The organism is Lysinibacillus sp. BNK-21 (assembly GCF_048684915.1).
Taxonomy (GTDB): Bacteria; Bacillota; Bacilli; order Bacillales_A; family Planococcaceae; genus Lysinibacillus; species Lysinibacillus capsici.
The window spans coordinates 121,591-133,704 of sequence record NZ_JBLQTS010000001.1; the positions used below are offsets into that span (position 1 = coordinate 121,591).

At 35.6% G+C, this 12,114-nt stretch carries 18 protein-coding genes; 8 read left to right on the forward strand and 10 right to left on the reverse strand.

Annotation, left to right across the window (positions count from 1 at the left end; genetic code table 11):
- Positions 1-78 precede the first annotated feature (78 nt).
- Positions 79-237, forward strand: a complete 159-nt coding sequence (locus ACMGGO_RS00605; protein ID WP_004231699.1) for a DUF1540 domain-containing protein — start codon at positions 79-81, stop codon at positions 235-237.
- A 48-nt stretch (positions 238-285) separates the two neighbouring features.
- On the opposite strand, the gene ACMGGO_RS00610 is transcribed toward ACMGGO_RS00605, so the two are convergent.
- Both ACMGGO_RS00610 and ACMGGO_RS00615 read right to left on the reverse strand, forming a co-directional pair.
- Complete coding sequence (locus ACMGGO_RS00610; RefSeq protein ID WP_004231701.1) at positions 286-528, reverse strand: hypothetical protein; 243 nt, start codon at positions 526-528, stop codon at positions 286-288.
- 74 nt (positions 529-602) lie between these two features.
- Entirely contained in the window at positions 603-1,940 is a 1,338-nt protein-coding gene (locus ACMGGO_RS00615; protein ID WP_054549673.1) for a PLP-dependent aminotransferase family protein, read from the reverse strand.
- Positions 1,941-2,058: 118 nt separating this feature from the next.
- Between ACMGGO_RS00615 and ACMGGO_RS00620 the strand changes: the two genes are divergently transcribed.
- From ACMGGO_RS00620 to ACMGGO_RS00630, 3 genes are all read left to right on the forward strand, one after another.
- A complete protein-coding gene (locus ACMGGO_RS00620; protein WP_103118947.1) occupies positions 2,059-2,976 on the forward strand; it encodes a DMT family transporter in 918 nt (305 codons plus the stop codon).
- An 85-nt stretch (positions 2,977-3,061) separates the two neighbouring features.
- Positions 3,062-3,619 (forward strand): histidine phosphatase family protein, encoded by a 558-nt coding sequence (locus tag ACMGGO_RS00625; protein WP_054549671.1) that lies wholly within the window; start codon positions 3,062-3,064, stop codon positions 3,617-3,619.
- 60 nt (positions 3,620-3,679) lie between these two features.
- The gene (locus ACMGGO_RS00630; protein WP_054549670.1) at positions 3,680-4,327 is read left to right on the forward strand and encodes a uridine kinase family protein; all 648 of its coding nucleotides are present in this window, start codon (positions 3,680-3,682) and stop codon (positions 4,325-4,327) included.
- Positions 4,328-4,369: 42 nt separating this feature from the next.
- On the opposite strand, the gene ACMGGO_RS00635 is transcribed toward ACMGGO_RS00630, so the two are convergent.
- The 4 genes from ACMGGO_RS00635 to ACMGGO_RS00650 all read right to left on the reverse strand — a co-directional run bounded on the left by ACMGGO_RS00635 (position 4,370) and on the right by ACMGGO_RS00650 (position 6,401).
- The gene (locus ACMGGO_RS00635) at positions 4,370-5,014 is read right to left on the reverse strand and encodes an SIMPL domain-containing protein (RefSeq protein WP_048394056.1); all 645 of its coding nucleotides are present in this window, start codon (positions 5,012-5,014) and stop codon (positions 4,370-4,372) included.
- A gap of 47 nt (positions 5,015-5,061) precedes the next feature.
- Positions 5,062-5,688 carry a DUF2238 domain-containing protein gene (locus tag ACMGGO_RS00640; RefSeq protein ID WP_103118945.1) on the reverse strand — a complete coding sequence of 209 codons (627 nt, stop codon included), beginning with the start codon at positions 5,686-5,688 and terminating at the stop codon, positions 5,062-5,064.
- A 105-nt stretch (positions 5,689-5,793) separates the two neighbouring features.
- Positions 5,794-6,096: a YunC family protein gene (locus tag ACMGGO_RS00645; RefSeq protein WP_004231716.1), complete on the reverse strand. Its 303-nt coding sequence runs from the start codon at positions 6,094-6,096 to the stop codon at positions 5,794-5,796.
- 182 nt (positions 6,097-6,278) lie between these two features.
- The gene (locus ACMGGO_RS00650) at positions 6,279-6,401 is read right to left on the reverse strand and encodes a hypothetical protein (RefSeq protein ID WP_004231718.1); all 123 of its coding nucleotides are present in this window, start codon (positions 6,399-6,401) and stop codon (positions 6,279-6,281) included.
- A 271-nt stretch (positions 6,402-6,672) separates the two neighbouring features.
- Between ACMGGO_RS00650 and ACMGGO_RS00655 the strand changes: the two genes are divergently transcribed.
- Positions 6,673-7,407 (forward strand): polysaccharide deacetylase family protein, encoded by a 735-nt coding sequence (locus tag ACMGGO_RS00655; RefSeq protein ID WP_259950506.1) that lies wholly within the window; start codon positions 6,673-6,675, stop codon positions 7,405-7,407.
- Positions 7,408-7,472: 65 nt separating this feature from the next.
- On the opposite strand, the gene ACMGGO_RS00660 is transcribed toward ACMGGO_RS00655, so the two are convergent.
- Complete coding sequence (locus tag ACMGGO_RS00660; protein ID WP_259950507.1) at positions 7,473-7,724, reverse strand: hypothetical protein; 252 nt, start codon at positions 7,722-7,724, stop codon at positions 7,473-7,475.
- Between the two features lie 105 nt (positions 7,725-7,829).
- On the opposite strand from ACMGGO_RS00660, the gene ACMGGO_RS00665 reads away from it, so the two are divergent.
- Both ACMGGO_RS00665 and ACMGGO_RS00670 read left to right on the forward strand, forming a co-directional pair.
- Positions 7,830-8,624: a DUF2268 domain-containing protein gene (locus ACMGGO_RS00665; protein WP_066037961.1), complete on the forward strand. Its 795-nt coding sequence runs from the start codon at positions 7,830-7,832 to the stop codon at positions 8,622-8,624.
- 18 nt (positions 8,625-8,642) lie between these two features.
- Positions 8,643-9,152, forward strand: a complete 510-nt coding sequence (locus tag ACMGGO_RS00670; RefSeq protein ID WP_066037962.1) for a DNA-deoxyinosine glycosylase — start codon at positions 8,643-8,645, stop codon at positions 9,150-9,152.
- A 14-nt stretch (positions 9,153-9,166) separates the two neighbouring features.
- Here the strand turns inward: ACMGGO_RS00670 and ACMGGO_RS00675 are convergent, their stop codons facing one another.
- The 3 genes from ACMGGO_RS00675 to ACMGGO_RS00685 form a co-directional block, all read right to left on the reverse strand.
- The gene (locus ACMGGO_RS00675; protein WP_115673128.1) at positions 9,167-9,967 is read right to left on the reverse strand and encodes a cytochrome c oxidase assembly protein; all 801 of its coding nucleotides are present in this window, start codon (positions 9,965-9,967) and stop codon (positions 9,167-9,169) included.
- 13 nt (positions 9,968-9,980) lie between these two features.
- Entirely contained in the window at positions 9,981-10,463 is a 483-nt protein-coding gene (locus ACMGGO_RS00680; protein ID WP_196333044.1) for a DUF2243 domain-containing protein, read from the reverse strand.
- A gap of 71 nt (positions 10,464-10,534) precedes the next feature.
- Positions 10,535-11,425: an endo alpha-1,4 polygalactosaminidase gene (locus ACMGGO_RS00685; RefSeq protein ID WP_054549665.1), complete on the reverse strand. Its 891-nt coding sequence runs from the start codon at positions 11,423-11,425 to the stop codon at positions 10,535-10,537.
- Between the two features lie 132 nt (positions 11,426-11,557).
- Here ACMGGO_RS00685 and ACMGGO_RS00690 point away from each other — a divergent pair, with 132 nt between their 5' ends.
- The gene (locus ACMGGO_RS00690; protein WP_054549664.1) at positions 11,558-11,923 is read left to right on the forward strand and encodes a hypothetical protein; all 366 of its coding nucleotides are present in this window, start codon (positions 11,558-11,560) and stop codon (positions 11,921-11,923) included.
- Positions 11,924-12,114 lie beyond the last annotated feature (191 nt).

Below are 12,114 nucleotides of genomic sequence, written 5' to 3' on the forward strand. Positions count from 1 at the left end.
AAGTGCAAGATGACTTTTTTGAATAACGTATTGATTACCTCTAATTTGTTAAAGATAACAAGGAGGAGGTGTGAGACGATGGCACAAGAAATTCTTTGTGAAGTCAATAACTGCACATTTTGGGATTCTGGTAACAAATGCACAGCTGAAAAAATTTATGTTGTCAGCCAAAAGGGACAACATGCTTCCAACAGCGAGGAAACAGACTGTAAAACATTCGAACCTGAAACGCATTAATGCCAAAAGGGTAGCCATGTATATGGTTACCCTTTTTCCCTGTCTTTATTAATAAATATCTACCTTTTCTTTGTTAAATAAAAGAGCATGGGCATTTTTTACTTTTTCTTCTACATAATCCAGTGAGTATTTACCAACAGAATCTGTTAAATCCCCAATTGCCCGCGACAAGTTATCAATAATCGGAATTAATTTGTGCATTTCTGTGCGATGCTTTTCTTTGTGCATCTCATCCATAATTTCATATGCAAGACGTTGAATCTTCCTTAGTCGCAATTTCTCAGATTGCATTGAATCCTCCTTATTGAACCAATTTATGATGTCTAATTATATGAGCTACAATAAGGTTTCATGAATAATGTTCTTTAGAAATAATTGCTCGTGTTATGAAGGGCTAGCGCAATTTCCCTTATGCCAACATCAATCTTGGATTCGTCTATATTCGATACATTTAGTTTGATAATACGTTCCCGATAAAATGCATCTAAATAATTGCGTTTAATAGGATCTAGCAAAATATTTTGTTGTGCCAAATGATCAATAATCTTAGAAGTATTCACCTGTCTCGGTAGAATGATATGGCTATGCATACAGATTTCCTTTGAGGATTGATAGTCTGCCAGATGAGTTGCTATAGATTGTTGAAGTTGATTTGCTCGGCTTGCATAAGCTTCACTGACTTTCTTCTGATAACGTTCAAACATACCACTTTTCAAGTAGAGCTCTAATGCAGCTTGGGAGATCATGGAGCTATCAATATCAGTGGTATTTTTATACTGTTGAAAGGTATTAATCAAAACATTTGGTAATACGGCAAGTCCGATACGTAAGCCAGGAAACATAATTTTAGAAAAGCTTTTTAAATAAATAACCCGATCCTGTGTATCTTCCGTAAATAGGGGATCTATTTTTGTATTTTGCTCAAAATCCGCTAAATAATCATCTTCAACTATATACACATTATATTTATAGGCAAGTTTTCGTATTGAATCCTTTTCTTTTTTACTATAGGAAGTTCCTAGAGGGTTGTGCAGACGTGGCATCGTATAAAAAAACTTTATGTCGTGTTTACTAAAAATGTTTTCTAATTCATCTAAATCAATGCCATCCGTTGTTCTTTTGATGCCCATTGCCGGAAGTTCATAGGTTTTTAAATAATCCATATACAAATGATAGCTAGGTTGTTCCACTAAGATCGTTGAGCGACCATTTGGAAAGGGCATTATACTTAGCAAGGATAGAGATTGTTGGACACCTGAAGTAATGAAAATATTTTCTTCCTTTGTAAACAGTTGATAGCTTGTTAATAGTTTTTTTGCTTCCGCTATTAATGACGGTAGGCCTTTTGGTGTCCCATATCTAAATAAATCTGCTTGGTATGTGTCGATGGCCTTATTAATACAATGCTGAAAATCTTGATAAGGGAATGCATGCCAATTGGGCGAAGATGTAGCAAAATCTATGTAATTTTTCATTTTTGGTTGGATGGGCAGTTGATGATCAACAACATAGTAGCCACTTTTAAGCATTGAATAGATAAGATGCTGATCCTCCAGTTTTTTTAAAGATGCTAAAATCGTACTCTTACTACAGGAAAATTGCTGTGATAACTGGCGAATCGAGGGGAGTTTTGCCCCTGCTTGAAGTGAGCCTGTTTGGATCTGAGTCAGGAGCTGAGAATAAATCCATTCGTATTTAAGCATACATAACCTCCAGCACATCTGTATCGGTACAGATGTGTTTTTTTTATATCGTCAATAAGTTCTCTATTTAATACGATAACTATACCGGCCGGAATGTTTAAAGAAGGAGTACGATCCTATGTCAGAAAATAGAAATGCCTATATAGCAGCAATAATTTATGCATTTGTCATTGGGCTCTCATTTATGTTTGTGAAAGTTACGTTGACTGTAGCAAGTCCTATTGATATACTTGCACATCGTTTTACTTTTGCATTCATCGGTATTGTTATAATCATGGTAATGACAAAAAATAAGCTAATAATGAACATGCAGGACCTACTAAAAATATTACCGTTAGCCATCTTGTATCCAATTGCTTTTTTTACGTTTCAAGTGCTTGGACTTGCTAAAATTTCCTCATCAGAGGCGGGAATTATTCAAGCGACAATTCCTATTTTTACATTAGCATTGGCAGGTTTATTGTTAAAGGAAAAAGCTACTCGGGGTCAACTTGTATCTGTAAGTTTGTCCGTACTTGGTGTCATCTATCTGTTAATGATGAATGGAGCAAATACTACTATAGGAAATGTCATAGGAAGTGGATTTATTTTACTATCAGCGATTGCGACATCACTTTATAATATTTTTGCTAGAGGGCTTACCAAGAAATATTCTTTACTAGCATTAACATATGTCATGACATTGTGTGGATTTGTTATTTTTAATGGAATGGCTCTTGGAAGTCATATGATGAATGGAACACTCAATGAATTTTTTAAGCCATTAACACATGCTCATTTTGTCTTCGCTATTTTATATTTAGGTATACTATCTTCACTTGGTACATCCTATTTATCTAATTATGCTTTATCTAAATTGGAAGCATCTAAAATGAGTGTCTTTAGCAATTTTGCAACACTTATTACTATTTTGGCAGGGGTCTTATTTTTACAGGAAGATTTCCATCTATATCATCTTATTGGTGGCATCATGATTATTATTGGTGTGATAGGGACGAATTATTTTGGGCGGAAAAATGTAGAACAAGTGAGATAATGAATAGGAACATTTAAATCGGAGCTATTTAGTAAACGGGGTATAATAATCGTTTATAAATGACTTTCTAAATTAGGAGGTTTTTATGGGGAAAATTTATGTTATTAGACATTGTCTAGCACAAGGACAATCACTAGATGCACCCTTAACGCAGAAGGGAATAGAGCAAGCAAATAGTTTAGCTGAATTTTTCAAGAATCTAAAAATTGATCGAATTGTATCTAGCCCTTTCTTAAGAGCAATCCAATCCATTGAACCATTAAGTAGCAGAGAAAGTATGAAGATTGAAATTGATGAACGTCTTTCGGAGTGGCTTTTAAGTACTAGAGATTTTCCAGATTGGTACGAAAAATTACAGGCGACATTTGTTGATATGGATTTAAAATATGATGGTGGAGAATCCAGTAATGAAGCGATGCATCGAATTGTAGACCTTGTAAAAGATGCATTTGCTCAGGATGTTGATAATACATTAATTGTGAGTCATGGCAATATCATCTCTTTGCTATTGAAGTATTATGATAAGGATGTTGATTTTCACTGTTGGAAAAATTTAAGCAACCCAGATGTTTTTCTACTAAGCCCTAAGCATAATGGAGTAATGATAGAGCGAATATGGGATTCCCCGTATAATGAAGGCTAATATTAAGTGGTATGGTAGGAATTGTTTCTTGCCATACCTTTTATAGTGAAGGAGAGTATGATGGAGACGATATTAAAAGAAATTTTAAGATGGGTTAAACAAGCTGATAAAAAAATCATAATCGGCATTTCTGGTCATGGAGCTGCTGGAAAAACGACATTTGCCAAAAAACTTATACATGCTTTAGATCAAGATGAAGTGAATTATTTAAATACTGATCCGTATATTGTGGATTCGGATATTCGCAAACAATCAATACTTGAATATACATATCAAAATGAGCATCATCGTTTTAAAATGACGGCTTGTCATCCCGCTGCTCATCATCTACCATCATTGGAGCGAGATGTTCAGATGATAAGAGAAGGACTCGATTTAATGACAATCGATACACATTATATGAAAAGTGCATTAATTTCTTCAAAAAAACAGATCACGATAGTAGAAGGAATGTGTGTAGCATTTATAGATCCGCAGTTATTCGATTTAAAGATTTATTTTTATACGGATGGGGCTACAGAACTTAAAAGAAGATCAGATCGTGATGTGCTTGAAAGAGGGACAGATATAAATTATTTAAAACAATCACATGATGAGCGACGTATTCAATATGAATTATTTATGCATCCACATTGCCAACATTTTGATATGGTTATTAAAACTCAGGATGATGAAATCCTTATTGAAAAAAATACACTTGTAAAATAAATGAGGGCCTTCTGCACTTTGACTAGCGGAAGGCTCCTAACTTTAGTATTGAAATTTCACACGAACAGTAGCATCAATAGCAATTTGTCCCTGTTCTATAGGCGTGATTCCCGAGGATACAGCCATAGAGCGATAAAGGATAGGTGTGTTAGCCTGCTCTTCCACAATCTCTACAGGGAGTGGCTGCAAAGGCAGGTGCATAGTTTCTGCTATTGTTTTCGCCTTCAATTGAGCATTCTGTAGCGCTAAACTTAATGCTTGCTGATAGTAAGCATCGGTATGGTCCATTTTGAACTGAATATTGGTTATTCGATTTGCCCCATTTTCTACAGCCGTATCAATGATTAAGCCCAAATCATTGGTATCCGAAACGTTGACGGAAATGGCGTTGACTACTTCATAGCCATTAAAAATTTGTTTGCCATCTTCGAAATTATATAGTGGTGTGATTGTATAACTAGCAGTTTGAATTTGTTCTCTTGGAATACCAAGTGCGATAAGTGATTGCATAACTTCATTCATGATTGCCGCATTTTCCTGTTGAGGACCTTGTACATGGTTGCCCTGTGTTTGGACTTCAATTTGTAATTGTACAGAGCTTGGTGTAGCCATTACCTGTCCATAGCCGATTACAATCATAGTACGTGATGGATGATGTGTTTGTTGATTGACCTGTGCATAGTACATCTAATACCACCTTTCATAGGTTATATAATCATGCTATGCAAAAATATTTATGATTTGTTTATTCTTTTTAAAAATTTGTCATGGAGCTTTGTGAATAGAAGTAAAGCTAAAATAGCTCCCAGCAAGGCTAAAAACATGTCCCATTGTGCATCCCATTTATCTCCCTGCATGCCTAAAAAATCCTTTGCTCCTTTACTTCCCTTCGAGATTCTTGTGCTTAACCATTCAATGATTTCATAAAAAGCAGCAATTGCGAGCAGAATACTGATCGTAATACCTGTAAGCCAAGCTCCTTTTGTAAGTGGTGTTTTCCTGATTAGTATTTCCCTTATTACGATGGCTAATAAACCTTTTAAAAAATGACCAAACCTATCATAGTGATTACGTTGTAAATGAAATTCATCTTTTATCCAATTAAAAAAAGGGACTTCCGAATAGGTATAATGCCCACCTATAAATGTCAGGATCGACAAGAGAGCGATAATAAAATAAGAAAATGTGGTAAAGCGAAATTTATGATAAATGCAAACAACGACTGTTATTGCCACAATTCCAGGACTAACTTCAGCTAGCCAATCTAAATAGGAGGACGGCTTTATAACAGACCAGATGAAAACAATTAAAACAATAATAAGTAATGTGGCGTGTATTTTAACATGTTGCCTACTATTCATACTAACAACTCCCTTTGTCCAACAGTATGGGAAATGGGGAAATTGCTTATTCAAATAGTTAGCAAACAAAAAAGAAAAGCGTCTAGTTGACGCTTTTTTAGCCAATTAGATCATTTTTAAAAGTGCCTCTACACCAGTCATTCCTTCTGTAATACCAAGCTGTTCTGCTTCATATGTTACAGATTCTAATGGAGCTGTTAATAGCTCGTCAATTGTTTTCACGCCTACTGCACGACCAGCAATAATTTTTCGATCAACTAAGCGACTATTTAATAGGCCGACATCTAAAGCACCACACATAATGTAGCCTGTATCATTAGAAATCGTTAGTAATGTTGTTTTAGGTAATTGAACAACTACTGCAGTGAAGAAATGCCCTTTAATCATAATAGGTTCAATTGTCACCATTGAAATCACTCCTTTTCTCTATATACATATGGTGAAGGCTAGCAAGGTGTTCGACATTTTCATGAAAAAAAAACTAAATATGTTGCTAGATGTATAAGGATGAAAGGAATTAGGGGAAGCATCGGAGGTACTTTTTAACAAAAAGGAATCTACTCAAATGAATAGATTCCTTTTATCCTTTCTTATCTTGTATAAGAAAGCAAAGCAGTTTCTTTAAATTTATGTAATGCATTTGTTGCCTCACGTTTAGAACTATACTCAAACATGCGATAAGTGTTTTCTTCAAATACTGTAATAATCCACATATATGTCATCCCCTTTATTGTGTTGCATAACATTTATATATTTATAATAACTGTTATATATCAGATTTGATTTAATTTTACATCAATAAATAAAAAAATAAAGTACTATTCAAAGATTTTCACATATTGTTCAAAATTATAAAGAACGTTTAAAATTTTTTTGAAATAATTAAAAGGAGAAAACAGACAATCCTTCACAAGTATATTTCCGGGTAATTCGTAAATAGTAAGTTGACGGAGTTCTGTGATTTCGGACTTGGGAGGTGATGCTATGACACGTAATTACGTATTCATTTTTATGGTTTTCTTTTTAATCATCTCGGGATTTTTAGTGCAGGAAGGCTACGCAGATAGAGGTCGTCCTTATTATGAGGAGACAGGTGAAGTTGTTTGGGATATCAAAACAGAGGATAAAATTGTTGCACTCACCTTTGATGATGGTCCACATCCTAAATACACAGCTGCTGTGCTAGATTTATTAGCAAAATATGATGCAAAAGCCACCTTTTTTATTATTGGAAAAAATGCAGAAAAATATCCAGAGCTTGTTTTACGTTCTTATACAGAAGGCCATGAATTAGCAAATCATACGTATACACATCCATTTAAAGTTTCCATCAAAAAATTGCAAGAGGAGCTTCAACAGACAAATGACACGATTTATAGTATTACTGGTTTTTCCCCAATTTTATTCCGTCCCGTTGGTGGAAATTACACGGATGCTATGATTAATGCTGCTGTTAAGGACGGCTATAAGGTAGTAATGTGGTCCTGGCATCAGGATACGCAAGATTGGAAAGAGCCTGGTGTAAGGAAAATTGTGCAAAAGGTAATGAAGGGAACAAGGCCTGGAGATGTTATTTTATTTCATGATGGTGGCGGGAACCGTACACAAACAATTCAAGCACTAGAAGAAATACTACCTGCATTAAAAAAGCAAGGCTACACATTTGTTACAATATCCGAGCTGATTGAAAGCAAACAGCAACAAGAACAAGTTCAATAATGAAAAATGAGCCATCTCAAGAATGTTTGAAATGGCTTCTTTTTCACTTAAATAAAAGGTTTGAATTAGAAGAAAATAATTGGAGCTAGCGCAATACCTAAAATTGTTCCTAGAGCAATTCCATAGCCAAAACCTTCTCCTCCAAATCCCCAAAACCCTAAACCATAACCACTATATCTTCTATCAGGTAGAATCCATACCTGTCTTCTATCTACCCTTGTGATTTCTCCAACATGTACTTTACCAGATGAATCCGAGATTCGAACACGTTTACCATGATATTTACAGCAAAGACTATAAGCATCAGCTGGATTCACACATATCCCTCCTTTCATTGTCATTACAAGCTAATATATGCGATTTGATGCATTTATCACTAGCCGATTGTCTATTCAAGACATATGCTGTGAAGAGGTGATAATATGGCAGTTGTGTCAACGGATAAGTGGTTAGATGAATTTGTAAGTGCTAGAAAATCAACTAGAAAGGATGAGCGAACAAGCTTACAATGCTCGATTCTTTGCGGTCGATTAGTCAAACTATTTCGAGATGGGCTTCCAGAAGAAATTCACTATACATTACAGCAACAGGGTCTTTTTTTACCTCATGAGGAAGTCGATGTTGAAAAATTAAAGAGGCAAAAAGTATGGGCCAGTGTACAGCAGGAGTTCCTATACTTACAGAGGAAATGGAATGGCCCATCAATACCAATTTATATTTTCCCAATTACTCAGCAGCAAACGATAACCAATAAAAATGGTGTCGCTTATCCTCATTCGCTTTTTTTATTTGTGGGTGATTTAGAAAAGCAGGAGCTTCAAGCATTATTTGCTCATGAATATAACCATGTTTGTCGTATACACATATTAAAAAAAACTTTAGATGATATGACTTTATTGGATTCTCTCATTTTAGAAGGCTTAGCAGAAGATGCGGTGAAAGATTTATACGGAGAAAGGTGGATTGCTCCTTGGTTACAATCCTACTCAGAAAAAGAACTTTTAGCTTTATGGGAGCATCATTTTTTACCGAATTTACAACTTCAAGGAATCAAACAACATCATCCATTTCTATACGGGGGGGCCCTTCCACCTTGGATAGGCTACTGTATAGGCTACAAAATTGTGCAGTCGTATAAAATGAACCATTTATGCCAACATCCCTTATTCATTTCAAGCCAAGATTTACTTACTGGTTCGAATTTTCCGCTACAATAGAGAAAAGGAGTGATTGTTGTGTCCAATGAATTAAAAAATATATTATTACCAATTGTAGACTCATCAACAAGGGTGCTCATTGTTGGATCCATGCCAGGAAAACAATCGTTAGAGAAACAGCAGTACTATGGCAATCCACGCAATCACTTTTGGCCTATTATGGGTGAGTTATTACAGATAGCGATTCCAAATGATTATACAGAGAGAATAGCCTTATTAAAAAACAATGCAATCGGTCTTTGGGACACGATTGCAACTTGTGAACGTGAAGGAAGTTTAGATGCAGCGATACGCAATGAAAAGCCCAATGATTTTCAAACCCTTTTTGAACAATACCCTAATATTCAATTAGTGCTTTTTAATGGAGCGAAAGCATTTGAGGTTTTTAAAAAGCATATTGGCTTAGGGCTTCTAGAAGGACGAGCCTATAAAAAAATGCCATCAACAAGTCCAATACCAGGGAAAAATATTAAAACGTTCACTGAAAAGCTAGAGGACTGGCAGATTATCCAATCCTATTTAACCTAATCAACAGGGCGAGATTAGCGTGATGAAGTAGCTGCTTTGGGTTGAATACTATTCCTTGTGCTTTTAAACCATTGATAAAAGAGAATATACACAAGAAGGATTTCAATAGCATCTCCACCGTAGTACATGATCTTAGCACCTAGTTCTGCCTCAGTGGATGGTACATGATGAGGCGGATTTGCAAAAATAAATTTTGCCAATATGGCATGAGCAGCCAATGCTACTACTAATGTAAGGGATCGAAAAACATAAGAGTATGAATGTGGAGTAGGATCAATATAAATAAAGGCAATAGTAAACAAATAACCCGCTAGAAAAATATGGAGATGAATGAATACATACAATAGTATATGTTCATGCATCAAATTGAAAAGTGAGGTTGTATAGAGTAACCATAGGCCTCCTACATTTAGAATAGATGCAATAATTGGATGACGAATAAAACGAACATACGGATTTTTTAGTAGTCGAGAGAGAATACGTGCCCTGTTTACTGGTAAGGTTCTTAACAGCAGAGTCATTGGTGCTGCTAAAGCCATAAGTAATGGTGCCAGCATGCCAAGCAATAAATGTCCTATCATATGTGCGTCAAAATGAATATGACTAAGAGCAGCCAATGGGCCGATTAATGTAATCAGAGCACAGACATTTCCAACAATCCAACAGATAGTACGGAAATGAGGCCATTGTTTTTTATGTTGATTCGAAATAATAACAGCGAGGATATAGCCTATAAGAGCTAGAACAAATGGCAAGGCCAGTAGAAGCTGAACCATAATAGGAAAGTTTTGAGCATGAACATCGTGAGAATGCAAGATGCGCCACCTCCTATTGATCTTTTTGATTTGTTTGGAGCAGTAAGACAATACCGATAATTATTAATAGCGCCGCCAATATGTTCCAAACGATATCATAGGGAAGTATTTCAACATTGTAACGAATTTGGTGAAGTTTCATGAATTTATGTTGTATAATTCCATCGTAAAGCTGAAATGAGCCTGCTCCAAGAAAAATACCGCCTAGCCATCTTTTTAGCCAAAACCCATGTTTTCTATTTAGATCAGCCAATAAAAAAGCAGATCCAATGGTAGCAAAAAAGCTGAATGCATGAAATAAACCATCTGAAACTAGTCCAATAGCTGCTGTAGACTTATCATAGAAATGATGCCAGTGTAATAATTGGTGAAAAATCACCTCATCTATAAATGCAACAACCCCAAGCCCAAATAAAATCCCAGTCCACATGTTACGCTGCTTATATTGAAAGCGATTTTCATGCTGATGTTTTTGTTCTTCATACATATTGGTCATATCCAATCCTATCACCTCAAGCTGATTTTCTTTTAGTCTACCCCTGAGATGAGCTCTTAAACAAATATCCCTCAAAACAGTCGTTTGTCAGAGGGAAGTAAGGATGATTGCCAGCTATTATAGTAAGAACCAGCAGGACTGTAAAAGAATTTGAAATGATGCTTCTCAGCTAATGCACGGCTTTTTGATTCTTCTTCAAAACCAATTGCCATCACCTGTGTACCAAATTTATTGCGTATGTGGACAAGCTGTTGCATCATATCGAGTGACCATTTATCTTTTCCTACCACAGGATACGAAAAATCCTCCCACATAATAAAATCAATATATGGTGCTGTATAATCGGCGAGTGTTTGAAATCCCCAATTTTGAGCAACAGATATATTTGGATGTCGTTTTTTGATTTGTTGGATAAAAGATAACATGGCTTCATTTTGCCACTTTTGTTCATCTTCAGGTAAATAGGAATTGATATTACCAACCGTATCTAAAAACACACCGTCTAAGCCTTTCTGAACAATTTGCTGCTCTATTTCTGCTAGCAAAATGTCTTGATAGTGCGTAGAAGTCAAATCCATTAAAAAAGAATCCCATTTGGCAAAATACATTCTTTCACCCTGTTTGTCTCGATAAAAATCTTCTTCCTTTAATTGTTGATAGAGTGCTGTATTCCATTTGTCTGCTTCCATCACATTAATATAGCCGTACACTAAAGTACCGCTTTTTTGAGCATTGACGATATACTTTTGCTGCATTTCAAGAGGTTCTACAATCACTAAATCTAACTTCGTCATGCTCTTGCCAATGGCATCGTTGCCTTTATCTAAGTAGTATGTGTAATCTTTCACATCAGCAAGCTTTGCTTGAATATTTATGGAAGAAGAGACTGAATTTTTAGCAAGCAGCATCCACATACTACCTGCGATAAGCAGGGCTAATAAGAGTATCAATAATTTTTTCATAAGTACTCCTTTTTGAAGGATTTTCCTTCCATTATACAATAATAGGAACTAGGTTACCTTTGGTAAATGGGCAATGGCTCAACGGTGAATCGCCCTTTTACATATATTGAATAATGTAAAAGGAGGGTTTGTGTGTATAATAATCCATTTAGAGAAGATAATTTTAGAAGACCTGGTGGTTGGGGAGGTTATAATGATTTTGAAACAACGTCATTTGGGCCAACTCATTTCGGCCCCCCTCCCGCAGGACAAATGCCAATGAGTACACCACCAGGTTTTTCACCACCAATTCCTGCTTGGCGAGAAGGTTCTAGTGGTATACGCTCCTGTTTATTTAGAAATACGTATATTTGGATGAATAGTGGTAGAAGTTTTTGGTTTTTCCCAACAGCTGTAGGAAGGGAAATCATTGCTGGCTTTAGATGGAGTCGAAGATATGGCTGGTATTTCCGTACCATTTCTAGAAACCAAATTCGTTCCTATGAATGTTTTAGATAGACTTAGCTCAAGGTATGGAGTTTTATTTTTAAAAAAATGATGTTACAATGACGATAACGATGAATGAAGGGAAGATGGGTGGCTAATGAATAACTAATCTTAATTTTTGTATAGGAAATTTTATATTTCACGAACAACAAAAATAGGATTAGTCTGCCCATTTTTCATAATAATTGCTTTATATTCGCAAA

What these genes read in the sequence shown, in the direction of transcription:
- ACMGGO_RS00640 (WP_103118945.1), bottom strand. Translation starts at nt 5,688, where the DNA reads ATGAATAGTAGGCAACATGTTAAAATACACGCCACATTACTTATTATT.
- ACMGGO_RS00635 (WP_048394056.1), bottom strand. Translation starts at nt 5,014, where the DNA reads ATGTACTATGCACAGGTCAATCAACAAACACATCATCCATCACGTACT.
- ACMGGO_RS00630 (WP_054549670.1), top strand. Translation starts at nt 3,680, where the DNA reads ATGGAGACGATATTAAAAGAAATTTTAAGATGGGTTAAACAAGCTGAT.
- ACMGGO_RS00625 (WP_054549671.1), top strand. Translation starts at nt 3,062, where the DNA reads ATGGGGAAAATTTATGTTATTAGACATTGTCTAGCACAAGGACAATCA.
- ACMGGO_RS00610 (WP_004231701.1), bottom strand. Translation starts at nt 528, where the DNA reads ATGCAATCTGAGAAATTGCGACTAAGGAAGATTCAACGTCTTGCATAT.
- ACMGGO_RS00615 (WP_054549673.1), bottom strand. Translation starts at nt 1,940, where the DNA reads ATGCTTAAATACGAATGGATTTATTCTCAGCTCCTGACTCAGATCCAA.
- ACMGGO_RS00650 (WP_004231718.1), bottom strand. Translation starts at nt 6,401, where the DNA reads ATGTGGATTATTACAGTATTTGAAGAAAACACTTATCGCATGTTTGAG.
- ACMGGO_RS00645 (WP_004231716.1), bottom strand. Translation starts at nt 6,096, where the DNA reads ATGGTGACAATTGAACCTATTATGATTAAAGGGCATTTCTTCACTGCA.
- ACMGGO_RS00655 (WP_259950506.1), top strand. Translation starts at nt 6,673, where the DNA reads ATGACACGTAATTACGTATTCATTTTTATGGTTTTCTTTTTAATCATC.
- ACMGGO_RS00605 (WP_004231699.1), top strand. Translation starts at nt 79, where the DNA reads ATGGCACAAGAAATTCTTTGTGAAGTCAATAACTGCACATTTTGGGAT.
- ACMGGO_RS00620 (WP_103118947.1), top strand. Translation starts at nt 2,059, where the DNA reads ATGTCAGAAAATAGAAATGCCTATATAGCAGCAATAATTTATGCATTT.
- ACMGGO_RS00685 (WP_054549665.1), bottom strand. Translation starts at nt 11,425, where the DNA reads ATGAAAAAATTATTGATACTCTTATTAGCCCTGCTTATCGCAGGTAGT.
- ACMGGO_RS00665 (WP_066037961.1), top strand. Translation starts at nt 7,830, where the DNA reads ATGGCAGTTGTGTCAACGGATAAGTGGTTAGATGAATTTGTAAGTGCT.
- ACMGGO_RS00680 (WP_196333044.1), bottom strand. Translation starts at nt 10,463, where the DNA reads ATGACCAATATGTATGAAGAACAAAAACATCAGCATGAAAATCGCTTT.